Annotated in this window: 22 protein-coding genes; 14 read left to right on the top strand and 8 right to left on the bottom strand. The window is 60.0% G+C overall.

The window, feature by feature from the left end; genetic code table 11:
- Positions 1-21: 21 nt before the first annotated feature.
- Complete coding sequence (dut, locus tag BKX96_RS17440) at positions 22-477, bottom strand: dUTP diphosphatase (protein WP_077184925.1); 456 nt, start codon at positions 475-477, stop codon at positions 22-24.
- Positions 478-482: 5 nt separating this feature from the next.
- Positions 483-1,691, bottom strand: coding sequence for a bifunctional phosphopantothenoylcysteine decarboxylase/phosphopantothenate--cysteine ligase CoaBC (gene coaBC, locus BKX96_RS17435; protein WP_008054605.1), 1,209 nt, complete (start codon positions 1,689-1,691; stop codon positions 483-485).
- A gap of 135 nt (positions 1,692-1,826) precedes the next feature.
- Between coaBC and radC the strand changes: the two genes are divergently transcribed.
- On the top strand, positions 1,827-2,501 hold the full coding sequence (gene radC, locus BKX96_RS17430) for a RadC family protein (protein WP_077184923.1): 675 nt from the start codon (positions 1,827-1,829) through the stop codon (positions 2,499-2,501).
- A 65-nt stretch (positions 2,502-2,566) separates the two neighbouring features.
- Here radC and BKX96_RS17425 read toward each other — a convergent pair whose 3' ends face one another.
- Positions 2,567-4,153 carry an ABC transporter substrate-binding protein gene (locus tag BKX96_RS17425; protein ID WP_077184921.1) on the bottom strand — a complete coding sequence of 529 codons (1,587 nt, stop codon included), beginning with the start codon at positions 4,151-4,153 and terminating at the stop codon, positions 2,567-2,569.
- A 447-nt stretch (positions 4,154-4,600) separates the two neighbouring features.
- Between BKX96_RS17425 and rpmB the strand changes: the two genes are divergently transcribed.
- Positions 4,601-4,834: a 50S ribosomal protein L28 gene (rpmB, locus tag BKX96_RS17420; RefSeq protein WP_003176907.1), complete on the top strand. Its 234-nt coding sequence runs from the start codon at positions 4,601-4,603 to the stop codon at positions 4,832-4,834.
- An 11-nt stretch (positions 4,835-4,845) separates the two neighbouring features.
- Complete coding sequence (gene rpmG / locus BKX96_RS17415; protein ID WP_007894709.1) at positions 4,846-5,001, top strand: 50S ribosomal protein L33; 156 nt, start codon at positions 4,846-4,848, stop codon at positions 4,999-5,001.
- Positions 5,002-5,165: 164 nt separating this feature from the next.
- Here rpmG and BKX96_RS17410 read toward each other — a convergent pair whose 3' ends face one another.
- Positions 5,166-5,528, bottom strand: coding sequence for a cupin domain-containing protein (locus BKX96_RS17410; protein ID WP_046818525.1), 363 nt, complete (start codon positions 5,526-5,528; stop codon positions 5,166-5,168).
- Positions 5,529-5,762: 234 nt separating this feature from the next.
- Here BKX96_RS17410 and BKX96_RS17405 point away from each other — a divergent pair, with 234 nt between their 5' ends.
- Both BKX96_RS17405 and BKX96_RS17400 read left to right on the top strand, forming a co-directional pair.
- Positions 5,763-7,256, top strand: coding sequence for an aldehyde dehydrogenase (locus BKX96_RS17405; RefSeq protein WP_046818524.1), 1,494 nt, complete (start codon positions 5,763-5,765; stop codon positions 7,254-7,256).
- Positions 7,257-7,417: 161 nt separating this feature from the next.
- On the top strand, positions 7,418-8,560 hold the full coding sequence (locus BKX96_RS17400) for an MFS transporter (RefSeq protein WP_046818523.1): 1,143 nt from the start codon (positions 7,418-7,420) through the stop codon (positions 8,558-8,560).
- 6 nt (positions 8,561-8,566) lie between these two features.
- Here BKX96_RS17400 and BKX96_RS17395 read toward each other — a convergent pair whose 3' ends face one another.
- Positions 8,567-10,087, bottom strand: coding sequence for a phospholipase D family protein (locus BKX96_RS17395; RefSeq protein WP_143512446.1), 1,521 nt, complete (start codon positions 10,085-10,087; stop codon positions 8,567-8,569).
- A 469-nt stretch (positions 10,088-10,556) separates the two neighbouring features.
- Between BKX96_RS17395 and BKX96_RS17390 the strand changes: the two genes are divergently transcribed.
- Genes BKX96_RS17390 through BKX96_RS17375 form a run of 4 tightly spaced genes read left to right on the top strand, consistent with a single transcriptional unit; the run spans position 10,557 to position 15,025 of the window.
- Positions 10,557-11,213 (top strand): DUF1120 domain-containing protein, encoded by a 657-nt coding sequence (locus tag BKX96_RS17390; protein ID WP_046818521.1) that lies wholly within the window; start codon positions 10,557-10,559, stop codon positions 11,211-11,213.
- A 54-nt stretch (positions 11,214-11,267) separates the two neighbouring features.
- Positions 11,268-11,972: a fimbria/pilus chaperone family protein gene (locus BKX96_RS17385; protein WP_077184919.1), complete on the top strand. Its 705-nt coding sequence runs from the start codon at positions 11,268-11,270 to the stop codon at positions 11,970-11,972.
- A 41-nt stretch (positions 11,973-12,013) separates the two neighbouring features.
- Positions 12,014-14,422 (top strand): fimbria/pilus outer membrane usher protein, encoded by a 2,409-nt coding sequence (locus BKX96_RS17380; protein ID WP_256721549.1) that lies wholly within the window; start codon positions 12,014-12,016, stop codon positions 14,420-14,422.
- A 27-nt stretch (positions 14,423-14,449) separates the two neighbouring features.
- Positions 14,450-15,025: a DUF1120 domain-containing protein gene (locus BKX96_RS17375; protein WP_143512444.1), complete on the top strand. Its 576-nt coding sequence runs from the start codon at positions 14,450-14,452 to the stop codon at positions 15,023-15,025.
- Positions 15,026-15,045: 20 nt separating this feature from the next.
- On the opposite strand, the gene BKX96_RS17370 is transcribed toward BKX96_RS17375, so the two are convergent.
- Positions 15,046-16,470: an aminotransferase-like domain-containing protein gene (locus BKX96_RS17370; protein WP_077184915.1), complete on the bottom strand. Its 1,425-nt coding sequence runs from the start codon at positions 16,468-16,470 to the stop codon at positions 15,046-15,048.
- A 179-nt stretch (positions 16,471-16,649) separates the two neighbouring features.
- Here BKX96_RS17370 and BKX96_RS17365 point away from each other — a divergent pair, with 179 nt between their 5' ends.
- Positions 16,650-16,895: a DUF1127 domain-containing protein gene (locus BKX96_RS17365; RefSeq protein ID WP_046818516.1), complete on the top strand. Its 246-nt coding sequence runs from the start codon at positions 16,650-16,652 to the stop codon at positions 16,893-16,895.
- A 142-nt stretch (positions 16,896-17,037) separates the two neighbouring features.
- On the opposite strand, the gene BKX96_RS17360 is transcribed toward BKX96_RS17365, so the two are convergent.
- Positions 17,038-18,351 (bottom strand): NAD(P)/FAD-dependent oxidoreductase, encoded by a 1,314-nt coding sequence (locus BKX96_RS17360; RefSeq protein WP_077184912.1) that lies wholly within the window; start codon positions 18,349-18,351, stop codon positions 17,038-17,040.
- A 147-nt stretch (positions 18,352-18,498) separates the two neighbouring features.
- Between BKX96_RS17360 and BKX96_RS17355 the strand changes: the two genes are divergently transcribed.
- The gene (locus tag BKX96_RS17355) at positions 18,499-18,852 is read left to right on the top strand and encodes a YkgJ family cysteine cluster protein (RefSeq protein ID WP_046818515.1); all 354 of its coding nucleotides are present in this window, start codon (positions 18,499-18,501) and stop codon (positions 18,850-18,852) included.
- A 41-nt stretch (positions 18,853-18,893) separates the two neighbouring features.
- Here the strand turns inward: BKX96_RS17355 and BKX96_RS17350 are convergent, their stop codons facing one another.
- Entirely contained in the window at positions 18,894-19,382 is a 489-nt protein-coding gene (locus BKX96_RS17350) for an Lrp/AsnC ligand binding domain-containing protein (protein WP_010465173.1), read from the bottom strand.
- A gap of 157 nt (positions 19,383-19,539) precedes the next feature.
- Between BKX96_RS17350 and dadA the strand changes: the two genes are divergently transcribed.
- The 3 genes from dadA to BKX96_RS17335 all read left to right on the top strand — a co-directional run bounded on the left by dadA (position 19,540) and on the right by BKX96_RS17335 (position 22,783).
- Entirely contained in the window at positions 19,540-20,844 is a 1,305-nt protein-coding gene (gene dadA, locus BKX96_RS17345) for a D-amino acid dehydrogenase (protein WP_046818730.1), read from the top strand.
- A gap of 188 nt (positions 20,845-21,032) precedes the next feature.
- Entirely contained in the window at positions 21,033-22,106 is a 1,074-nt protein-coding gene (gene alr, locus BKX96_RS17340) for an alanine racemase (RefSeq protein ID WP_046818514.1), read from the top strand.
- 128 nt (positions 22,107-22,234) lie between these two features.
- Positions 22,235-22,783 carry a cupin domain-containing protein gene (locus BKX96_RS17335; RefSeq protein ID WP_007947433.1) on the top strand — a complete coding sequence of 183 codons (549 nt, stop codon included), beginning with the start codon at positions 22,235-22,237 and terminating at the stop codon, positions 22,781-22,783.
- Positions 22,784-22,867 lie beyond the last annotated feature (84 nt).

Below are 22,867 nucleotides of genomic sequence, written 5' to 3'. Positions count from 1 at the left end.
TTCAGGCGTATAGATTGCGTATCAGCGGCTGCCGGAATGACCGAAGCCGCCGGTACCGCGCTGGGTCTCGACGAACTCTTCAACCATCTCGAAATGCGCCTGCACCACCGGCACCAGCACCAGTTGCGCCAGACGCTCGCCAACGGTCATGGTGAAGTCTGTCTGGCCACGGTTCCAGCAGGAGACCATCAGCGGACCCTGGTAGTCGGAGTCAATCAGCCCGACCAGGTTACCCAGGACGATGCCGTGCTTATGGCCCAGGCCGGAGCGCGGCAGGATAAGCGCCGCCAGGTTCGGGTCGCCGATGTAGACCGACAGGCCGGTGGGGATCAATACGGTTTCACCCGGCTTGATCACGATGTCCTGCTCCAGCATGGCGCGCAGGTCAAGGCCGGCAGAGCCTGGCGTGGCGTACTGCGGCAGCGGGAATTCGGTACCGATGCGGGGATCGAGGATCTTGGCTTGCAAAGCGTGCATGTAAATTAAACCTGGTTCAGACGTTCGGCGATAAAAGTGATCAGCTGGCGAGCAATCTTGCTCTTGCTGGTCTGGGCGAAGAGTGTGGCGTGAAGCTCACGGTCGATCACGCTGCAGGCGTTTTCTTCGCTGTTGAAGCCAATGCTCGGGTTGGCAACGTCGTTGGCGACGATCAAATCGAGGTTCTTGTCTTTCAGCTTGCGGGCAGCGTAGTCGAGCAGGTGTTCGGTTTCGGCGGCGAAACCGACACTGAACGGACGGTCGGGGCGTGTGGCGATGCTGGCCAGGATGTCCGGGTTTCGCACCATTTGTAGCAACAAGCCGTCGCCGTTCGTAGGATCTTTCTTGAGTTTTTGTGGCGCGACGACTTCCGGGCGGTAATCCGCGACCGCAGCCGAGGCGATAAACAGGTCGCAAGGAATTGCCGCTTCACACGCGGCGAGCATGTCGCGGGCACTGACCACGTCGATGCGCGTGACACGATCCGGGGTCGGCAGGTGCACGGGGCCGGTGATCAGGGTGACGCGGGCACCGGCTTCAACCGCCGCTTCGGCCAGGGCAAAGCCCATTTTTCCGGAGCTGTGGTTGGTGATGTAGCGCACCGGGTCGATGTTTTCCTGGGTCGGGCCGGCGGTGATCAGCACATGCTTGCCGGTCAGTGCCTGACGCTGGAAGCAGTCTGCCGCGCATTGGGCCAGTTCCGTGGCTTCGAGCATGCGCCCCAGGCCGACGTCGCCGCAGGCCTGACTGCCGGAGGCCGGGCCGAAGGCCTTGATGTCACGGCTTTCGAGGGTTTGCAGGTTGGCCTGGGTGGCCGGGTCGCGCCACATGGCCTGATTCATCGCCGGAGCGACGGCAACCACGGCGTCGGTGGCCAGCACCAGCGTGGTCAGCAAGTCATCGGCAATGCCCTGGGCCAGGCGCGCGATCAAGTCGGCGGTGGCGGGTGCGATCAGTACCAGGTCGGCCCATTTGGCCAGTTCGATGTGGCCCATTGCGGCTTCGGCCGCCGGGTCCAGCAGGTCCAGGTGGACCGGATGCCCGGACAGGGCCTGCATGGTCAGTGGAGTGATGAACTCGGCGCCGCCCCGGGTCATGACCACGCGCACTTCGGCGCCCTGGTCGATCAGGCGGCGAACCAGGTCGGCGCTCTTGTAGGCAGCGATACCGCCGCCGACGCCCAGAACAATGCGTTTCCGATACAGCCGCTGCATAGGCCTGCCTTTCATTTCGTTGATGACTGCGTTGCGATACCCCCTCCCCAGGAGTGAAATCGCCCGCAAAAAAGATGGGCTACGATATCACAGCGACCGCTACGGAACAGCGGCGCCCACAGACAGGGAGGTGCTATGAGTATTCGCGATTGGCCGTCGGCGGAACGGCCGCGGGAGAGGTTACTTGAACAGGGCGCGGGAAGTCTTTCGGACGCCGAGCTGCTGGCGATATTTTTACGAACCGGCGTGGTGGGTAAAAGCGCCGTAGACCTGGCCCGACACCTGTTGAGTCAGTTTGGCAGCCTGCGTTTGCTCCTGGAAGCCGATCAGGAGGCGTTCAGCAAGCAGTTGGGACTTGGGCCGGCGAAGTTCGCGCAATTGCAGGCTGCCCAGGAAATGAGCAAGCGCCATCTGGCCGAGCGAGCGCGGGAAAAGTCGGCGCTGGAAAATCCGCAGGTGGTGCGTGAATACCTCAAGGCGATGTTGCGCCATGAACCCCATGAGGTATTCGGCTGCCTGTTTCTCGATTCCCGGAATCAGGTATTGGATTTTGAGGTGCTGTTTCGCGGCTCGATCGACAACACCAGCGTTCATCCGCGGCAAGTGGTCAAGCGTGCACTGGCGCACAATGCCGCTGCATTGATCCTGTGCCACAACCATCCGTCGGGCAACACCGACCCCAGCCAGGCCGACAGGGTGCTGACCAAGCGCCTGCAAAAGGCGCTGGACCTGATCGATGTGCGGGTACTCGACCATTTCATCATCGGCGACGGCGATCCGTTGTCCATGGCGGAGTACGGCTGGATGTGAAGCACGCAAAACCTTGTAGGCGCCCGCAGCAAGCCGGCGCCTACAGAGTTTTGCGTCGGGGCGGACTATTTGATGTTGACCTTGGAGTAGTCCTGCCGCCCGAACGGGCTCACCGAATACCCCTCGACATTCTTGTTCGTCAGCGCGAAGGCCGTCGGATGAGCCAGCGGCAGCCACAACGCCTGTTGCTGGATTTGCGTCTGCGCCTGTTCGTAGAGTTTGGTGCGCACACCTTGCTCGCCGGTGGTCTTGCCGGCGCTGATCAACTTGTCCAGGTCCTGGTTGCAATAGCGGGCAAAGTTGGTCCCGGACTTGACTGCGGCGCAGGAAAACTGCGGCGTGAGGAAGTTGTCCGGGTCGCCGTTGTCACCGGCCCAGCCCATGAACAACAGGTCGTGTTCACCAGCCTTGGCGCGGCGGATCAGTTCGCCCCATTCGATCACGCGAATTTCCGCTTGAATGCCGATTTCCGCCAGGTCGGACTGCAGCAACTGGGCACCCAGGCTCGGGTTGGGGTTCAGCAGGCTGCCAGACGGACGGGTCCAGATCGTGGTCTGGAAACCCTCCTTGAGCCCTGCCTTGGCCATCAATGCCTTGGCCTTCTCGATGTCACGGGGGTAGCCCGGCAATGCTTTCGCATAGCTCCAGGTGTTGGGCGGGTAGGGGCCGTTGGCGGGTTCGGCGGTGTCCTCGAACACGGCTTTTACGTAGTTGGCCTTGTCGAAGGCGAGGTTGATCGCCTGGCGCACCTCAGGTTTGTCCAAGGGGGGGTGTTGACTGTTGATGGCAACGAAGGCGGTCATGAAGGCGTCAGTCTTTTCGACTTTCAACGTTGGCTCTTTCATCGCGGCCTGTACATCCAGAGGCTTGGGCGACAGGGCAATCTGGCATTCGTTGCGGCGCAGTTTCTGCAAGCGCACGTTGGCGTCGGGGGTGATGGCAAAGATGAGCGGGTCGACCGAGGGCTTGCCGCCGAAGTAGTCGGCATTGGCTTTGTAGCGAACGGTGGCGTCCTTCTGAAAGCGTGTGAACACGAATGGTCCCGTGCCAATCGGCTGGCTGTTGAGCTTCTCTGGCGTGCCGGCTTTCATCAGCTTGTCGGCGTACTCCGCCGAGTAGATCGAGGCGAAACCCATGCTGAGGGTGGCGAGAAAGGTGGAGTCCGGGTGATCCAGGGTAAAGCGTACGGTCAGCGGGTCCAGCGCGTCGATCTTCTTGATCAGCGCGGGCAATTGCATCGATTGAGCGTGGGGAAAACCGCTCTGGGCGACTTTGTGCCATGGGTTGGCTGGGTCGAGCATCCGGTCGAAGCTGAACTTCACGTCCTCGGCCGTCAATTCCCGCGTCGGGTTGAAATACTCGGTGCGGTGAAATTTCACCTGAGGGTGCAACTTGAAGATGTAGGTCAGGCCATCCGGGGTGACTTCCCAGCTGTCCGCGAGGCTGACGACCACTTTGCCGCTGGCGGTGTCGAAATCCACCAGGCGGTTCATCAGCACATCGGCTGAGGCGTTGGTGGTGGTCAGCGAGTTGTATTGCACCACATCGAACCCTTCCGGGCTGGCCTCGGTGCACACGCTCAGGGCGGCGGCGAAGGCCTGTGGGCCCAGCAGGAGCGGGGCAAGCAACAGCGGTAGGGCCGCGAGGCGCATGGTCGGGTTCCTTTACAGATCGAAGGCCCATCTGCGAGTGCAGTCTGGAAAAGGCTTACCCTAGTGGGCTGGATTGCAAATGACTATCCCCTTTTTCGATTTCAGGGGACTATAGCCGAGCGATTTTGGTGAGCGCTGATTGGAAAAAAGCCCGATTGGCCTGTCGGGCAGATTCTCTGCGACGAGCGGTCGAAATCGACGATAGCCTTGATTCAAGGCGCTTGGCGGCTGAAAAACGGGTTTTTTATCAACTCGGCGCACACCGAATGTTGTTGCACTCGAGTCTTTCTGGTATAAAGCAGCGCTCTTTTCTAGGGGCCCGGTTCCTTCGTTTGTAGGTGTAGCCGGTAAGACCCTTAAAGAAACGCGGCGCCTGGCGCCAAATGACTGAGAGATTAAGCGGCCAACCCATGCCGGGTTGGGCATGTGGTTTTAGAGGGCTGAGGCATGTCGAGAGTCTGTCAAGTTACCGGTAAGGGTCCGGTGACTGGGAATAACATTTCCCACGCAAATAACAAAACCCGTCGTCGTTTCCTGCCGAACCTGCAGCATCACCGCTTCTGGGTTGAAGAAGAGAAACGTTTCGTGCGTCTGCGCGTATCTGCCAAAGGCATGCGCATCATCGACAAGCGTGGCATCACTGTCGTGCTGGCCGAAATCCGCGCCGCTGGCAAGATCTAAGGGAGCTAATCATGCGTGAATTGATTCGTTTGATTTCGAGCGCCGGTACTGGTCACTTCTACACTACCGACAAGAACAAGCGCACTACCCCGGACAAAATCGAGATCAAGAAATTTGATCCGGTTGTTCGCAAGCACGTGATCTACAAGGAAGGCAAAATCAAGTAATTGATTTTTCCCGACTTACGAAAAAGGCCCGTATCGCGAGATACGGGCCTTTTTTGTTGCCTGATGGTTTTGCATTGGTCGGGGCGGCCCCTTCGCGAGCAGGCTCGCTCCCCCATTGGAATGCGGGCAACTGTGGGAGCGGGCTTTCCTGACAACAAAAATCCTCAGGCCTTCTGCTCAAACGCCACATAAATCTTGCGGCACGGCTCCAGCACCTCCCAGGTACCCCGGAAGCCTGCCGGGATCACGAAGCGATCGCCCGCGCGTACGGTTTTGCTGTTGCCGTCGTTGTCGCGCAGCACGGAAACGCCCTGGACGATTTCGCAGTATTCATGCTCGGTGAAGTTCACCAGCCACTGGCCGACGGCGCCTTCCCATACGCCGGCATTCAGCTGGCCGCATGGGCTGTTGTAGTGGTTGTACACCACTTGCTCAGGGTCGCCCTTGAGGACTTTCGCCGGGTCCGGGCGATAACGCTCGGGTTCGGTGGTGGCCTGGCTGAAGTCGACGATGTTCTGGATGCTCATTGTTGTATTCCCCCGTGATTGCGACGCGAGTGGTTGAAAGAGCCAAAGTCTATGTTTATTAAAATGAACATCGCAAGGCCGTTTGCCGGCGTTATGTCAAATATATTGAAACTTCACCTGCCGCTGGTTTAGGGTGGTGATTGCCTTGGGCCGAAAGCAGGCTGGCCGGGCAGAATTCCTGACAGCGCCCGCGAAGAACGCGGGTGTCGTATTCAATAAGAGGAGGACACTCGCATGACCACCCTGACTCGTGCCGACTGGGAGCAACGCGCTCGCGATCTGAAGATCGAAGGCCGCGCCTACATCAATGGCGAATACACCGATGCCGTCTCTGCCGAGACCTTCGAGTGCATCAGCCCGGTCGATGGTCGCCTGCTGGGCAAGATTGCCAGCTGTGACGCCGCCGATGCCCAGCGCGCTGTTGAAAACGCCCGCGCCACTTTCAATTCCGGTGTCTGGTCGCGCCTGGCGCCGACCAAACGCAAAGCCACCATGATCCGTTTCGCCGGCCTGCTCAAGCAGCACGCCGAAGAGCTGGCCCTGCTTGAAACCCTGGACATGGGCAAGCCGATCAGCGATTCCCTGTACATCGACGTTCCTGGTGCGGCGCAAGCCCTGAGCTGGAGTGGCGAAGCCATCGACAAGATCTACGATGAAGTGGCGGCTACTCCGCACGATCAGCTGGGTCTGGTGACTCGCGAGCCGGTCGGCGTTGTCGGTGCCATTGTGCCGTGGAACTTCCCGCTGATGATGGCCTGCTGGAAGCTCGGCCCGGCGTTGTCCACCGGTAACTCGGTAATCCTCAAGCCATCCGAAAAATCCCCGCTGACCGCCATCCGCATCGCTGCCCTGGCCGTCGAAGCCGGCATCCCGAAAGGCGTGCTCAACGTGCTGCCAGGTTACGGTCACACCGTCGGCAAGGCCCTGGCCCTGCATAACGACGTAGACACCCTGGTGTTCACCGGTTCGACCAAGATCGCCAAGCAACTGCTGATCTACTCCGGCGAGTCGAACATGAAGCGCGTCTGGCTCGAAGCCGGTGGCAAGAGCCCGAACATCGTTTTCGCCGATGCGCCGAATCTGCAAGAGGCCGCTGAAGCCGCTGCCGGCGCCATTGCGTTCAACCAGGGCGAAGTCTGCACCGCCGGTTCGCGCCTGCTGGTGGAGCGCTCGATCAAGGACCAGTTCCTGCCGCTGGTGATCGAAGCCCTGAAAACCTGGAAGCCGGGCAACCCGCTGGACCCGGCGACCAACGTCGGCGCGCTGGTGGATACCCAGCAGATGAACACCGTGCTGTCGTACATCGAGTCCGGTCACAGCGACGGCGCCAAGCTCGTCGCGGGTGGCAAGCGTACGCTGCAGGAAACGGGCGGCACCTACGTTGAACCAACGATTTTCGATGGCGTGAGCAACGCGATGAAAATCGCCCAGGAAGAGATCTTCGGTCCTGTGCTGTCGGTCATCGCTTTCGATACCGCCGAAGAAGCCATCGCGATCGCCAACGACACGCCATACGGCCTCGCCGCTGCAGTGTGGACCAAGGACATCTCCAAGGCGCACCTGACCGCTCGCGCACTGCGTGCTGGTAGCGTATGGGTCAACCAGTACGATGGCGGCGACATGACAGCGCCGTTCGGTGGCTTCAAGCAGTCCGGCAACGGTCGCGACAAGTCGCTGCATGCGTTCGACAAGTACACCGAGCTGAAGGCGACCTGGATCAAGCTGTAAGTCGGTTTTCTTAACGACGTAGATCCCCTGTGGGAGCGGGCTTGCTCGCGAAGGCGGTGTGACAGTCAACATTGATGTTGAATGTGATGGCCTCTTCGCGAGCAAGCCCGCTCCCACATTGTTTTGCGCAGACCATAAAAATATCCACAGGAGCGTGGAACATGCGTTGGGCGACGTATTTCGCCGTGTTGGCGTCTGTCTTGAGTGTCGGCCTGGCCCTGGGTGTCAGCATGCCGCTGGTGTCGTTCCGCCTGGAAAGTTGGGGCTACGGCTCGTTTGCTATCGGCGTGATGGCGGCCATGCCGGCCTTTGGTGTGCTGCTGGGCGCGAAGATTTCCAGTCATCTGGCGGCGCGCCTGGGCACTGCCAATCTGATGCGCCTGAGCCTGTGGGCCGGGGCGGTGTCCATCGGTGTGCTGGCGCTGATGCCGAGTTATCCGATCTGGCTGGTGCTGCGCCTGATGATCGGCGTTATCCTCACCCTGGTCTTCATCCTCGGTGAAAGCTGGATCAATCAACTGGTGGTCGAAGAGTGGCGCGGACGGCTGGTGGCGTTGTACGGCAGCAGTTACGCTTTGAGCCAGTTGGCCGGACCGATCCTGCTGGGCGTGCTGGGTACCGAGCACGATTACGGTTTCTGGGTCGGCGTGGGGCTGCTGGTGGCGGCACCGTTCCTGCTGCTGGGGCGTGGCGGCGCGCCTGGCAGCGAGGCCTGTAGCGTAACCTTCGGTGATTTGTTGACCTTCTGCCGGGGTCTGCCGGCCATTGCCTGGGCGGTGTCGCTGTTCGCGGCGTTCGAAGCGATGATCCTGACGCTGTTGCCCGTCTATTGCCTGCGCCAGGGCTTCACCACGGAAATCGCCTTGGCAATGGTCAGCACGGTCGTGGTGGGCGATGCCTTGCTGCAACTGCCCATCGGTGCGCTGGCCGATCGCGTGTCGCGGCGTACGTTGTTTATCGGTTGCGCGGTGGTATTGCTGGTCTCGAGCCTGGCGATCCCGTTGCTGATCGAGACCTTGCTGATCTGGCCGCTGTGGGTGCTGTTCGGCGCCAGTGCCGGCGGGCTGTTTACTTTATCGCTGATCCTGATTGGCGAGCGGTATCGCGACGATGCGCTGGTGCGGGCCAATGCGCACATCGCACAACTGTGGGGGATCGGTTGCCTTCTCGGGCCCTTGATTGCCGGTGCCGGCAGCCAGTGGATCAGCGGGCATGCGTTACCGTTGCTGATGGCGGCGGGGGCGTTTGGGTTGGTGATCCTGGTGTCGCGGCAGGGGGCGTTTGGCGCGGTGCAGCCAGCTTGAGAAGCTTCAAAGCAGGCGCTCCAGCCCGACGACGTTGCTCAGCCAGGCATTGAAGCGTCGCCACCAACTGCCAGGTTCACGGGTCAAGGTGTGCATTTTGCCGTCATCTTCGGTAACCCATACGAGTTGGTTTTTATCCAGCTCCACCTTGTAGGCCAATGGCGGCGCCATGCCCTGCAAGGCTAGCTCGCGAACGTGGGCCGCCAGTTCCGGGCTGTCCACCAGCACCCCGACTTCGGTGTTCCACAGTACCGAGCGGGGGTCGAAGTTGAACGAGCCGATGAATGCCTTTTGCTGGTCGAAGATGATTGCCTTGCTGTGCAGGCTTGAATCGGAGTCCCCATAAGACTTGCTGGAAAACAGGCGAGGTCCGCTACCGCTGTTGTCGCCGGGCTGGCGGCGCAGTTCGAAGAGCTGCACGCCGTGCTCCATCAGCGCCTTGCGATACGGTGCATAGCCGCCATGAACCGCCGGCACGTCCGTGGCTTCCAATGAGTTGGTCAGTAATAGCACCGACACGCCGGCGTCAGCACGTCCGGTCAGGTAAACCAGCCCCGGTGGGCCGGGTACAAAATAGGCCGAGATCATGATCAGCTCTTTGTTGACGCCATCGAGTGCGGGGGCCAACTGAGTCGTCAGCAGCAACTGTGGATCGGGCTCGCCGTCGGCCAGCACTTTGCTCGGTGCATCCCATAGCGCCTGATTCCAGGCCCATATCAACTCTTCGCGCCAGATATCCAGGCGCGGCTGCGTGGCGAAAGTCATCAACTGTTGATAGAGCGCGTGGTTCTGTTTGCGCGATTCTTCCAGGGATTCTTCCAGCCGGGTGCGGGTGTTTTGCAGATCCTCGGCGGTCGGCTTGCTTGATACAAACTCATCGATGGGCTTGCTCAGGGCGCTATTCCAATACTGGTCGAAACTGTGCCCCAACTGCTCGGCGACCGGGCCGACGCCGAGCATGTCGATGTCGGTGAAGTTCAGGTTGGGCTTGGCGTCGAAATACTCGTCCCCCAGGTTGCGCCCTCCGACAATCGCCATGCTGTTGTCGGCCAGCCACAGCTTGTTGTGCATGCGTCGATGTTGCCGAGATACATTCAGCAACCGGCCCACGGTGCGCGTCACGCCGGTGCTGCGACCCAGATGCAACGGGTTGAACACGCGAATCTGGATCTGTGGATGCGCCGCCAGCGTGGCGATGGTCTTGTCCAGGCCATCGCTGGTGGTGTCATCAAGCAGAATGCGTACGCGCACGCCGCGGTCCGCAGCCTTGAGCAATTCAGCCACCAGCATCCGCGTGCTGATGCCGTCATGGACGATGTAGTACTGCAGGTCGAGGCTGCTTTGCGCGTTGCGAATCAGCTCGGCGCGGGCGGTGAACGCCTCGGTGCTGTCGGACAGCAGGCGAAATCCCGATTTCCCTTCATGGGTAGCGGCCTGGGCCTGGACCGAGCGACCGAATGTCGAGGCGCTCGCCGGTAGTGCCTGGCTCGGTTCGACCTGCAGGTCGAAGTTGGCGCAACCGCTCATTGACACACCAAGCAGCAGCAACAGGGCGATGGTTTGTCTTGAGCTCAAGTCGAGTATCTCGAATGGCGGCAAAGCCGGAGTATGGCATGGCCTGGGAGGTTGATGGTTCTCAGTGCGCTCCAATGGTTGGATTTGTTTTGAAAGAAAGTTCAATGCGTGTTCGTGAACCGCAAAGGGGCCGGGGGGCGAAACAATAATCTGGGGCGCCACCGTTATAAGTGTGGTTGGGGAGACATTGGGTGGTGGGAAGTTACAAGTCTTTTCATTTTAAAAATTTCATTGGAGTCTTCTGAAAGCCACGCCAAGCATAGCCTTATCCTCTTGCGTATAACGAAATGTCCTACAGAAAAATTTCAAAAAAACGGCAATCATCGCTTTACAAATCTGTGGGGTAAATCAACCGTTTTTGCTTCCCGGAAGTTGTGTAGCTTCAATTGTTGTATATCGATATCTAACAAGGAAGTTAATAATGAGAGATCTATTTTTGATAGTCGCCGCCGCGATTGCTGTTTCCCCGATGATGGCGTCGGCAGCAAGTACCAGTTTGACTGTGACCGGTGCTATTACACCAACTTCGTGTGTCCCAACGTTTGCCGGTGGTACAACTGTGCAACTGGGTAACTTATCTGCAAACGATCTGAATATTGCCGCTCAAACCAATTTTCCCGAGAAGGACATCACGCTAAGTATCGCTTGCACAGCCCCCGCGGCTGTTGAGTTCGCCGTGACGGATGGTCGTGGCGATACCAAGGCACCCGGTTTGATTTTCAGCCCAACCGGTTTTACTGGTGAAAATCTGTATTACGGTCTGGGCACCGTGGATGGCGTTGCAATTGGTGGTTTTGGCTTGCGAGTCGGTATCCCCAGTGCAGATGAGCGGGCACAGCAGTTTTTGGTTCGCACTCCCAATAACCTTAACTGGCGCATCCCGCAAAGCCTGATGGTGTCGAATGCACCCGTCAGCTACTCCTGGGGTGAAGACGAGGTTAAAGGGCCGATTGCCGCCAGGTTCCACGCCTTTCCCATGAAGGTAGCAGCGGCAGTACGCCCGGCCAGGGATCTGCCAGTTACCACCGATGAGTACAAAGTCGATGGGTTTGTGACCTTCGACGTTTACTACCTGTAACACAGGTTCCCGGGACGGCTACGGCCAAGCTCCCGGGCACTCCTGGAAATCATTATGTTTTCATTCAAAAAACAGGTCGCGCCTGGCGCGTTCTTCGCTATCTGTATGGCCGTTTCCAGCGCGAGAGCATTTGCCGTCGGCATGGTGCCCGAGGTTCCGGTTTTGCTGGTAGATGAAGCTATCGGCGAAGCAACAATCAACGTTCAGAACACGGATGACCAACCAGCGCTGTTGTACACCGTGATCGAGAACATTCCTCAGGACAGTGAGCATCTGCTGGTCGTCACCCAGCCAGTGGCGCGTGTCGAGGCGGGTGCAACCCAGCAGCTCAGGTTCATTCTGCAAAGCGCCAAACCCCTCGAAACCGAACGCCTGAAGCGCGTCATCTTCGAGGGCATCTTGCCTGCCGAAACGGGTGGGCAGGCTCAAGTGAAACTGGGGGTACGCCAGAATATTCCAGTCATCCTGCGTCCGGCGAGCCTGCCGGTCGAGCGTGAACCCTGGAAAGGACTGAGCTGGTCGTTACGGGACGGTAAGGTTCAGGTCAGAAACGCCAGTCCTTATGTGGTCCGACTGGCCAAGTCGGTCAGCATCATGCCGCTTGGCATACCGCTGGATTTACCGCGTACCTATGTACTGCCTGGCGAAGAGCTGGTTCTGACGGGAGCTGAGGTGGTGGGGGCGACTGTGCGCTTGTCGCCTGCGAGCACTTACGGATTCGCAATGGGCACTTACGATGCGCCTTTGGTCGCCAGGTAATGCCGGGCTCGTGCGCATGGCGAGCCGCGGGAATAAGGGTTGTGAGTGCCGTCAGTCTCGTGGTGGCTGCGCTGGGCAAGGTTGTGGCTGATGAGGGCGTCGTTTTTGATGCCCAGGTTCTCAAGGCGCGGGGGATCGATCCACAACTCGCGCAGTACTTCCGGCTGGCGCCTCGTTTCGAACAAGGAGAGCGGCAGGTGACCCTCGAGGTCAATGGCACAGCCAAGGGGCGCACCCACGCAAGGTTCAACGAAAACGGTGAGCTGTGCGCCGACTCCTCGCTGCTGGCCAGTGCGGGCATACACGCGCCTGAGCGTACCCTGCAAGCTCCGGACACTGGCGCATGCCTGCTCCTTACCCAGGCCATTCCCGAGGCCGTGGTGCGTCTTCTTCCTGGTAAGGAAGAAGTGGCCTTGCGGGTTCCGACCCACACCCTGCTATCGCGGGGGCCGATACAGCGCAGCTTCTCCAACGGCGGAAGCGCCGGGTTGTTGAACTACGACGCATTGCTGGTCAACCGACAATCCAATGGACAGTCCAGTCAGTACCGCAACTTCAGCTCCTTGATCGGTCTGAATGCCGGAGACTGGATTGTGCGCAGTCGACAATCCTATAGCGCGTTCGAGGGCACTGGGCGCGCCGAACATCTCTATGCGTACGCCGAACACACGTGGGAAAAGCACCAGACCCGGATGCAGCTCGGGCACCTTACGTTGGCTGCGCCGCTACTGGCGGGTGGCGCGTTTACCGGCGTTCAGTTACAGCCGGAAACCGCGCTCAGCGCCATGGCCAACGAAGGGATTGGCAGCAACACGATTGTCGACGGAGTGGCGTTTTCGCCTGCCCGTGTCGAGGTGCGGCAAAGTGGTGTGGTGATTTACACGACCCTGGTGCCGAGTGGTCCTTTTACCCTCAGTGGCTTGCCGCTACTGAGTCTCAACCTCGATCTGGAAGTGACGGTGCAGGAGGACAGTGGCTCACAACATCAATTCACGGTGCCTTCGGCAACCTTGCGCCGTGGCAACAACGCAGGTCCCTCCGGATACACCCTGGCGTTAGGCCAGGTTCGCCGGTTCGGCAGCGATGATCGCGAAACACCCTTGTTTGCAGCCGCGACCAACAGCTGGCGGTGGCGTGCAAACACGCATCTGAGTGCCGGACTCATGGGGGCCGACCAGTATCAAGCATTCGGCTGGGGCCTACAGCAGGCGCTGTCCGAGCACACCACGATCAGTGCTCAACATGTGTTTTCCAGTACTCCTGCCGTGCAATTGCGAGGTTCTCAACTGCAGGCATCATTGAGCACATCCCTCGGCCGTAGCGTGTCCGCAGGCCTTACTGCTTCGCAGCAGACCGAGGGTTTCCGTACGCTGACCGATACAGCCTGGAACGAGAAGCGCAGAGCGCCCGAGTCACGTGCCAGCCAGCAATTGAGCGCGTCAGTGAGCGGTACGCTGGAAAACCTTGGGACGTTGGGTGCCGTGGTTTCGCGCAACGCCACCACCAACGGTCAGGCGCAATCTCGTTTGGGGCTTTCCTGGTCGTCCAGCGTGTTCAAGAACACTCACCTTTCGCTGAGGCTGGAAAGAAATTTTGGTGCGTCGGTGCAAAACAGTCCTGGAACCGCGGCGTTCTTTTCTCTGAGTCTTGCCTTGGGCCAGCGACGCAGCCTCAGTCATTACGCCCGCCACGACGGTGCGAATGGGCTGCGTACGGGGGCACAGTTGAGCGAACAGGTCGATGACACGTTGGGCTATAACGTCGGTGTCGATCGAGCGGCAGCAGGACAAGTCGACATGAATGGACGCCTCAGTCTGTTGCCACGCTATACCAGTGTCGACCTCGGCTATACCCGTAGCGGTGCCGGAGCGACGGGCTATGACGCGGCCATGAGCGGTGGTCTGGCCATCCACGCCGAGGGCATCACGCCGTCGCCCTATTGGTTGCGCGACACCTTTGGCCTGGTGAAGGTCGGTGACGAAGCCGGCGTCAAGCTGCGCACGCCGCAGGGGCCGGTATGGACCGACGGTGCCGGGCGCGCCATCGTGGCCAGTCTGCCAGCCTATCGCACAGGCCGGATCGAGATCGAAACCGCCAGCTTGCCGCGCAACTTCGATGTGCTCAATGGCTATCAGGAAGTCGAGGCCGGGCGTGGCTCGGTTCAGGCATTCGACTTTTCGGTCATCAGTGCACGCCGAGTATTGTTGATGGCGCGCCGGGCGGATGGTCGGCCAGTGACACAGGGCGTGGGCGTTTACGACCACAACCAGCGCTACCTGACGACGGTCGTCGACGCGGGGAAAATCTTTCTTGTCGACGCCCGTCCCGACATGCAGTTGCAGTTGACGCTGCCCGACGGGGCGTCGTGCAGGCTCAATGTCAGTCTCGCGCAAAAGTCTGAGGCGTCGGCGTTGTTCGAAACCGCCGAAAGCGTCTGCGAGGAGGCTTGATATGTATATTTTGACCAAGGACTGCCCATGAACAATCCAGCTGATATTCCATCTGCTTGTCTTGCGCGGCGAGCAATGTTCGTCCGCTTGCTTTTCAGTGTTTTGCTGTCTGTTTGCACTATTCCTGCGATGGCTGCGCAGCGCTGCACGTTAACCCTGGCGCCCTCCTTGATTGATTTTGGTTCGACCACCCGGGGGGAGCTGCTCGGGCGCTCGCCAGCCGGCGGGCCGTTGATCCTGGGCAAGCGGCAAACCCGGTTGCAGGTGCAATGCGCGGCACCGCAGCCGATGAGGCTCTGGCTGGACGGCGCAACGGTGGATATGCGGCACTTCCCGTTTGGCGATGGAGTGTTGCAGGTCAGCATTCTGTCCGCCCGGCTGGATGGTGTTGCCATGGCATGGCGCCGAGAAGGCGAGGAGAGCCCGGTTGATACGGGCCTGTTGCGTCCAGGTGAGCGGATCATGCCGTGGCGTAACGGCGCAGCTGCACTCGGCACACATTGGGATCTGGAACTGGAACTCGATGCCCGGATCAATCCGGAGGCAACCCGGGTGCGTGATGTTAAAACCCTGGAAAACAAAATTCGAATTGAGCTGGAGTGATTGCGCACAGGTATAGCCTGTCAGCCATCAACCTCTGCCAAGAGTCTGATGGCGGCGGCACCGACCTTGCGCACCGCCTCTTCGATCTGTGCCGTTGGTTTGGCAGCGTAGTTCATGCGCAGGCAATTACGGTATTTGCCCGATGCGGAAAAGATGCTGCCAACGGCAATCTGTACGCCTTGATCGTGTAGTTCGCGATTGAGTTTGAGCGTATCGAAACCTTCCGGCAGCTCGACCCACAGCATGAAGCTGCCCTGTGGGCGGCTGGCGCGCGTGCCCGGCGGGAAGTAGCGAGCCACCCAGTCGATCATCATGTCGCGATTACGCTGGTATTGCGTGCGCATCCGCCGCAAGTGCGGTTCGAAGTGGCCGCCTTTGAGAAATTCGGCGATGGCTATCTGGGGTTGCGGCGCGGTCGAACCGGTGCTGATGTATTTCATGTGCAGCACCCGTTCCAGATAGCGCCCGGGCGCGACCCAGCCGATGCGCAGGCCTGGCGCCAGGGTCTTGGAAAATGAACTGCACAGCAGCACGCGGCCGTCCTCGTCGAAGGATTTGATCGTGCGAGGGCGCGGGTAGGAGTAGGCCAGTTCGCCATACACATCGTCTTCGATGATGGCCACGTCGAAACGCTGTGCAAGCGTCAACAATGAGCGTTTGCGCGACTCCGGCATGATGTAGCCCAACGGGTTGTTGCAGTTGGGGGTTAACTGTATGGCCTTGATCGGCCACTGCTCCAATGCCAGTTCCAGGGCATCCAGGCTGATCCCGGTCAGCGGATCGGTGGGGATCTCCAGGGCTTTCATGCCCAGCCCCTTGAGAGTCTGCATGGCGCCGTGAAAGCTCGGCGAGTCCACCGCCACGATGTCCCCGGGTGCACAGATCGCCCGGATACTGGTGGACAGCGCTTCGTGGCAGCCGGTGGTCACCACCAGGTCACCAGGCCCCAGCTGGCAGCCCGAGTCGAGCATCAGGCGGGCGATCTGTTCACGCAGTTCGAGGTTGCCGTGGATGTTGTCGTAATACAGGCCGGGCATGTCTTGCCGCCGGCTGATGCGCGCCAGGTCGCGCAGCAGGGGTTTCATGGTCGGACTGTTGATGTCCGGCATGCCGCGACCCAGTTGCACCACATCCTTTCGCGGCACGGCGCGGATCAGTTCCAACACTTGATCCCATTGTGAAATATCCACCGGACGTTGAGCTGGACGGCCAACAGCCGGCAGGTCCGGCAGTTCGCGACTGACGGGTACAAAGTAACCGGATTTTGGCCGTGGCATGGCCAGGCCGTTGTCTTCCAGTACCCGATAGGCCTGTTGCACCGTGCTCAGGCTGACCCCGTGTTCGACGCTCAGTGCTCGCACGGAGGGCAAGCGGTCACCGGGGCGATAGAAGCCCTGTTCGATACGCGTGCCGAGCAGTTCGGCGAGGTTGACGTAAAGGGTCATGATGCAGTCTCGGCATGGGAGAGGGGGGCGACCGGTACAGATCAGGCAAAAAATCACGATTCAGCGGCATAAACGATAAATCTGTATGGTTCTAATACATGTGCTTTGAATCTGTAATGCTTTTGCTCGCACCCGCATCATGAAAGCTCTGGCTACCCAAGTAAACAGGAGCATTCAAAATGAACGGCTTGAGCGATGTGCGGCTGACGTTACACAGTCAGGAGCTGACGGCAGGGCAAAGGGACAGTGTGCGGCATGTGCCTGTGCGCAATGCGCCATCCCACTTGAGCCGCTGGGACCTGTTCTGGCAGCGACTGCACACTCGCAAGGCGTTGCTGGCGCTGACACCGGAACAGCTCAAGGATATCGGGCTGACGCGTGAGCAGGCGCGGGAGGAGGGGCTGAAGCCGTTCTGGCGGATCTGATTCCAGTGGTGTTCTTTAAATCGATTCGCGAGCAAGCCCGCTCCCACATTGGATCTTGGCGAACACGGATTTTGTGTTCGATCACTATCAAATGTGAGAGCGGCTTGCTCGCGAAAGCGTCGGCACAGACGCCGCGAATCGTTCAGACCAACTCTTTCATCCGATGCCACAACATCCCCAACGCCAGCAACGGCGAGCGCAAATGCTTGCCGCCGGGGAAGGTGATGTGCGGCACTTTGGCAAACAGGTCGAAGCCACCGCTGTGCTGACCGCTGATGGCCTCGGCCAGCAGCTTGCCTGCCAGGTGCGTGGCGTTAACCCCATGACCGGAATAAGCCTGGGCGTAATACACGTTCGGTTGCTCCTTGAGCCGGCCGATCTGCGGTAGGCGGTTGGCGCCGATGCCGATCATCCCGCCCCATTGATAATCGATCCTCACGTTGTTCAGTTGCGGGAAGACCTCCAGCATTTTCGGGCGCATATAGGCGGCGATGTCTTTCGGATCGCGCCCCGAATAATGGCAGGCACCGCCGAACAGCAAGCGATGGTCCGCCGAGAGTCGGTAGTAATCCAGGGCCACCCGTTGATCGCACACCGCCATGTTCTGCGGCAGCAGGGCATGGGCTTGTTCTTCACTCAAGGGCTCGGTAGCGATGATGTAGCTGCCGGCGGGCAGCACTTTGCCGCTGAGTTCGGGATTGAGTTCATTGAGGTAGGCGTTGCAGCCCAGTACCAGGGTCTTTGCCCGGACCGAGCCTTGGGCGGTATGCACCTTGACCTCAGGACCGTAATCGATGCGCGTGACAGCTGACCGTTCAAACAGCTGCGCCCCCAGTTGCTGGGCGGCCGCAGCTTCGCCCAAGGCCAGGTTCAACGGATGCAGATGTCCGGAGCCCATGTCGATCAGCCCGCCAACGTAGCGTTTGGAGCCCACCACAGTGTGCATTTCATGGGCTTGCAACAGTCGGGTTTCATGGCGGTAGCCGAGACTGCGCAGCTCTTCGGCGTCTTCGGCGAAGCCTTCGAGCTCGCGAGGCTTGTTGGCAAGGTCGCAATAGCCCCAGGTCAGATCGCAGGGAATCCGAAATCGCTCGATCCTTTGTCGGACGATTTCCACCGCTTCCAGGCCCATGAGTTTCATCTGGCGCACACCGTCGGTGCCGATCACGTTGGCAAACTGATCCAGGCCATGACCGACGCCGCGAATCAACTGTCCGCCATTGCGGCCGCTGGCGCCCCAGCCGATTTTATGGGCTTCAAGCAGCACCACGTTCAGGCCTCGCTCCGCCAGTTCAAGCGCGGTGTTCAGCCCTGAGAATCCGCCACCGACCACGCAAACGTCAGCCACCACTTCGCCGGTCAGCACCGGATGGTCGGGCTGCGGCAAGCTGCTGGCGGCATAATAAGAGCCGGTGTGCTGGTGATTCGGGACAGGCTGCTGAGCACGGCCATTCATGTGCGTGATCCTGATTCGTGTGTCTAGAAAATTTGACGGAGCATAAGCCGGGACCTCGAAGGCGGGCAACACTGGTCGGCCGGTGCTGTCTGGATCGGGGCTTTTACGTCAGAATCCGGCTCTGTTCCGAGATCGGTAGTGGTTTAGATGAGTTGCAACAGTCAGAAAATTCGCACGCTGCGCCAGCAGATTCCCTCGTTCGAGTGTGTGCCCGGTTGCCACGACTGCTGCGGCCCGGTAACGACTTCGCCGGAGGAAATGTCCCGTCTGCCACGCAAGAGCCGCGCCGAACAGGACGCGGCGATGGATGAACTCAACTGCGTTCATCTGGGGCCGAACGGTTGCACGGTATATGACGAGCGGCCGCTGATCTGCCGGCTGTTTGGCACCACCAAGACCCTGCCGTGCCCTAATGGGCGAGGGCCTGTGGAGTTGATTCATCCGCGGGTGGAGAAGCAGGTGTTCGAATACATGGCCAGTACCCGGCAAGTCCTGGTGTGATGATCATTCCCACGCCCTGCGTGGGAATGATCTGTGCAGATTCAATCCGGAATCGGCAAACACAAACTTTCCTTTACCTCTTCCATCACGATATAGCTCTTGGATTCGCGCACATGCGGCAGCTTGAGCAGGATGTCACCCAGCAGTTTGCGATACGAGGCCATCTCGGATATCCGCGCCTTCACCAGATAGTCGAAATCCCCTGACACCAGGTGGCACTCCAGGACGTGAGGCAGCTTCAGCACCGCGCGCCGAAATTCCTCAAACGTATCGCCGGACTTGTAATCGAGGCTGATCTCGACGAACACCAGCAGGCTGCCCTTGAGGTGCTGCGGATTGAGCCGGGCGTTGTAGCCCATGATGATCCCCTCGCGCTCCAGGCGTCGCACCCGCTCGGTACAGGGCGTGGTCGAGAGCCCGACCTTTTCCCCAAGCTCAGTGAAGGATATGCGCCCGTCCGCTTGCAGGATCCGCAGGATGTTGCGGTCGATCTTGTCCAGCTCACGTTTGGTCTGAGTGTTGGTACGCATAGGGGATGCGCCTCCGTGAAAAGGGTTTTTGCCGAGAATTGTCGCCAAATATAGGCGCTTATATAGTGAAAAGCACTGGCAAATCTTTTTTAAACTGCGCACATCTGAAGCTCTGAACAACAAACGTCAGCGGTTAGCCGCGATGAGGGATATGAAAATGCGCGTCATGGTCTTGGGTAGCGGCGTCATCGGTACCACCAGTGCTTACTATCTGGCGCGTGCCGGGTTTGAAGTGGTGGTGGTCGACCGGCAGCCAGCCGCTGCCATGGAGACCAGTTTCGCCAACGCCGGGCAGGTTTCGCCGGGTTATGCCTCGCCGTGGGCTGCGCCGGGCGTGCCGCTCAAGGCCATCAAGTGGCTGCTGCAGCGTCATGCCCCGCTGGCGATCAAGGCCACCGCCGACATCGACCAGTACCTGTGGATGGCACAGATGCTGCGCAACTGCACCGCCAGCCGTTACGCGGTGAACAAGGAGCGCATGGTCCGTCTGTCCGAGTACAGCCGTGACTGCCTCGATGAATTGCGCGCTGAAACCGGCATCGCCTACGAAGGCCGCAGCCTCGGTACCACGCAACTGTTCCGCACCCAGGCCCAACTTGACGGCGCCGCGAAAGACATCGCCGTGCTGAAAGAGTCCGGCGTGCCGTTCGAGCTGCTCGACCGCGAAGGCATTGCCCGCGTTGAACCGGCCCTGGCCAGCGTCACCGACATCCTCGCCGGTGCCCTGCGCCTGCCGAACGACCAGACGGGCGATTGCCAGATGTTCACCACCAAGCTTGCCGAAATGGCCGCCAACCTCGGCGTGCAATTCCGGTTCGGCCAGGACATTCAGAGCCTCGATTTCGCTGGTGATCGCATCAACGGCGTGTGGATCGACGGCAAGCTGGAAACCGCCGACCGCTACGTGCTGGCGCTCGGCAGCTACTCGCCGACATTGCTCAAGCCGCTGGGCATCAAGGCGCCGGTGTATCCATTGAAGGGTTACTCCCTGACCGTGCCGATCACCAACCCGGCGATGGCCCCGACCTCGACCATTCTCGACGAGACCTACAAGGTCGCGATCACCCGTTTCGACAACCGTATCCGCGTCGGCGGCATGGCGGAAATCGCCGGTTTTGACCTGTCGCTGAACCCGCGTCGGCGCGAAACCCTGGAGATGATCGTCAACGACCTTTATCCTCAGGGCGGTAATCTGGCCGAGGCCAGCTTCTGGACCGGCTTGCGTCCGACCACTCCTGACGGCACACCGATTGTCGGCGCTACCCCGTTCAAGAACCTGTTCCTGAACACCGGCCACGGCACCCTCGGTTGGACCATGGCCTGTGGCTCAGGTCGTTTGCTGGCGGACCTGATGGCCAAGAGAAAACCGCAGATCAGCGCCGAAGGCCTCGATATTTCCCGTTATGGCAACAAAACCCGGGAGTCTGCAAAGCACGTCAGTCCAGCGCCAGCTCACCAATGAGTGCCCGCGCCGGGATTAGGGCAATGTTTTGCGAACCGCAAATCCTGGTGGAGCTAGCGGTTGGAGCCACTGCGCCATGACTGCTTTGATGTAAGTAGTCCAGAAAGATCCCTCTTCCGGTGCTACTGGCGGTTCACGCCGTCAGCCGCGCCGGTTTTTTTTAAACGACCGACCAGAAGTCTGCCGCCATGCGTCCTGCCCGTGCCCTGATCGACCTTCAAGCCCTGCGTCACAACTACCAAATCGCCCGGGAAGTCACGGGTGCCCGTGCCCTCGCGGTGATCAAGGCCGATGCCTATGGCCATGGCGCGGTGCGTTGCGCCCAGGCGCTGGAAGCCGAGGCGGACGGGTTTGCCGTGGCCTGTATCGAAGAGGCCCTGGAGTTGCGGGCGGCGGGCATTCGCGCGCCGGTGTTGCTGCTGGAAGGCTTTTTTGAGGCCGATGAGCTGTCGCTGATCGTCGAGCATGATTTCTGGTGCGTGGTGCATTCACTGTGGCAACTCGAAGCCATCGAGAAAGCTGCACTGAGCAAGCCGATCACGGTCTGGCTCAAGCTCGACTCGGGCATGCACCGGGTCGGCCTGCACCCGAAGGATTATCAGGCAGGCTATCAACGCCTGCTGGCCAGCGGCAACGTGGCGAAGATCGTGCTGATGAGCCACTTTGCCCGCGCCGATGAACTGCACAGCCAGGCCAGTGCCGAGCAGGTCGCCGTGTTCGAAGCGGCGCGCCAGGGTTTGTCAGCCGAGGTCAGCCTGCGCAACTCGCCAGCGGTGCTCGGTTGGCCGCAGGTGCCGAGCGATTGGGTGCGTCCCGGCATCATGCTCTACGGCGCCACGCCTTTCGAAGAACCCAACGCCGTGGCCTCGCGCCTGCAACCGGTGATGACACTCGAGTCGAAAGTGATCAGCGTGCGTGAATTGCCTGCCGGCGAGCCTATCGGCTACGGCGCCAAATTCATCACCCAGAAGCCGATGCGCGTGGGCGTGGTGGCCATGGGTTACGCCGATGGCTACCCTCGGTTGGCGCCTACCGGCACACCGGTGCTCGTCGCCGGGCAACGCAGCCAGTTGATCGGCCGGGTATCGATGGACATGCTCTGCATCGACCTGACCGATGTGCCGCATGCCGGCCTCGGTTCGACCGTCGAGTTGTGGGGCAAAAATATCCTCGCCAGCGACGTGGCCATCGCGGCTGGCACGATTCCCTACCAGATCTTCTGCAACCTGCGCCGAGTGCCAATGCTCTATTCCGGGAGCTAAGGCCAAGCCGTCCGTGCCGAAAGTCGCCTCGCCGAACGGGATTCAGGTCAAAGTGTTGTAAATACTGAACGCTGTCGCCATGATAACGCTCAATATTCCAACAACCTGAATCCCTGGAGGCTCCTGCATTGGACGTCGGTGAACGACTGCAATCAATCCGCAAGCTCAAAGGTCTTTCCCAGCGTGAGCTCGCCAAGCGCGCGGGCGTCACCAACAGCACGATTTCGATGATCGAGAAGAACAGCGTCAGTCCCTCGATCAGTTCGCTGAGGAAAGTGTTGGGCGGGATTCCCATGTCCATGGTCGAGTTCTTTTCCGAAGAAATCCTGCAGGAAAAACCGACTCAGATCGTCTACAAAGCCAACGAGCTGATCGATATTTCCGATGGTGCAGTGACCATGAAACTGGTCGGTCGGGCTCACCCGAGCCGGGCTATCGCCTTCCTCAATGAAATCTACCCGCCTGGCGCCGACACCGGTGACGAGATGCTCACCCATGAGGGCGAGGAAACCGGCATTTTGGTGGAGGGGCGGCTGGAACTGGTGGTCGGGCTTGAAACATTTGTGCTCGAAGCCGGCGATAGCTACTACTTTGAAAGTACCAAGCCGCATCGTTTCCGTAATCCGTTCGATGCGCCGGCGCGACTAATCAGCGCAGCAACACCCGCGAATTTTTAGGGAAAGAGGCGCCCTGCCAGTATGGCCGAGGCACTTGAGTCGTTTGACCGTTGCGCAACAAGACCCCTTCGACTTTGGGGTTGT

Origin of the sequence: Pseudomonas putida (assembly GCF_001976065.1) — a bacterium.
Lineage (GTDB): Bacteria > Pseudomonadota > Gammaproteobacteria > Pseudomonadales > Pseudomonadaceae > Aquipseudomonas > Aquipseudomonas serbica.
This window is presented reverse-complemented; position numbering and strand designations above follow the sequence as displayed.

Bases quoted from the DNA above. Each gene is read 5' to 3' on its own strand.
- BKX96_RS17350 (WP_010465173.1), bottom strand. From the start codon at position 19,382: ATGCGTACCAACACTCAGACCAAACGTGAGCTGGACAAGATCGACCGC.
- dut (WP_077184925.1), bottom strand. From the start codon at position 477: ATGCACGCTTTGCAAGCCAAGATCCTCGATCCCCGCATCGGTACCGAA.
- BKX96_RS17385 (WP_077184919.1), top strand. From the start codon at position 11,268: ATGTTTTCATTCAAAAAACAGGTCGCGCCTGGCGCGTTCTTCGCTATC.
- BKX96_RS17375 (WP_143512444.1), top strand. From the start codon at position 14,450: ATGAACAATCCAGCTGATATTCCATCTGCTTGTCTTGCGCGGCGAGCA.
- BKX96_RS17400 (WP_046818523.1), top strand. From the start codon at position 7,418: ATGCGTTGGGCGACGTATTTCGCCGTGTTGGCGTCTGTCTTGAGTGTC.
- BKX96_RS17370 (WP_077184915.1), bottom strand. From the start codon at position 16,470: ATGACCCTTTACGTCAACCTCGCCGAACTGCTCGGCACGCGTATCGAA.
- BKX96_RS17395 (WP_143512446.1), bottom strand. From the start codon at position 10,087: ATGAGCGGTTGCGCCAACTTCGACCTGCAGGTCGAACCGAGCCAGGCA.
- BKX96_RS17425 (WP_077184921.1), bottom strand. From the start codon at position 4,153: ATGCGCCTCGCGGCCCTACCGCTGTTGCTTGCCCCGCTCCTGCTGGGC.
- BKX96_RS17390 (WP_046818521.1), top strand. From the start codon at position 10,557: ATGAGAGATCTATTTTTGATAGTCGCCGCCGCGATTGCTGTTTCCCCG.
- coaBC (WP_008054605.1), bottom strand. From the start codon at position 1,691: ATGCAGCGGCTGTATCGGAAACGCATTGTTCTGGGCGTCGGCGGCGGT.
- rpmG (WP_007894709.1), top strand. From the start codon at position 4,846: ATGCGTGAATTGATTCGTTTGATTTCGAGCGCCGGTACTGGTCACTTC.
- alr (WP_046818514.1), top strand. From the start codon at position 21,033: ATGCGTCCTGCCCGTGCCCTGATCGACCTTCAAGCCCTGCGTCACAAC.
- BKX96_RS17365 (WP_046818516.1), top strand. From the start codon at position 16,650: ATGAACGGCTTGAGCGATGTGCGGCTGACGTTACACAGTCAGGAGCTG.
- BKX96_RS17405 (WP_046818524.1), top strand. From the start codon at position 5,763: ATGACCACCCTGACTCGTGCCGACTGGGAGCAACGCGCTCGCGATCTG.
- BKX96_RS17355 (WP_046818515.1), top strand. From the start codon at position 18,499: ATGAGTTGCAACAGTCAGAAAATTCGCACGCTGCGCCAGCAGATTCCC.
- dadA (WP_046818730.1), top strand. From the start codon at position 19,540: ATGCGCGTCATGGTCTTGGGTAGCGGCGTCATCGGTACCACCAGTGCT.
- BKX96_RS17410 (WP_046818525.1), bottom strand. From the start codon at position 5,528: ATGAGCATCCAGAACATCGTCGACTTCAGCCAGGCCACCACCGAACCC.
- BKX96_RS17360 (WP_077184912.1), bottom strand. From the start codon at position 18,351: ATGAATGGCCGTGCTCAGCAGCCTGTCCCGAATCACCAGCACACCGGC.
- radC (WP_077184923.1), top strand. From the start codon at position 1,827: ATGAGTATTCGCGATTGGCCGTCGGCGGAACGGCCGCGGGAGAGGTTA.
- rpmB (WP_003176907.1), top strand. From the start codon at position 4,601: ATGTCGAGAGTCTGTCAAGTTACCGGTAAGGGTCCGGTGACTGGGAAT.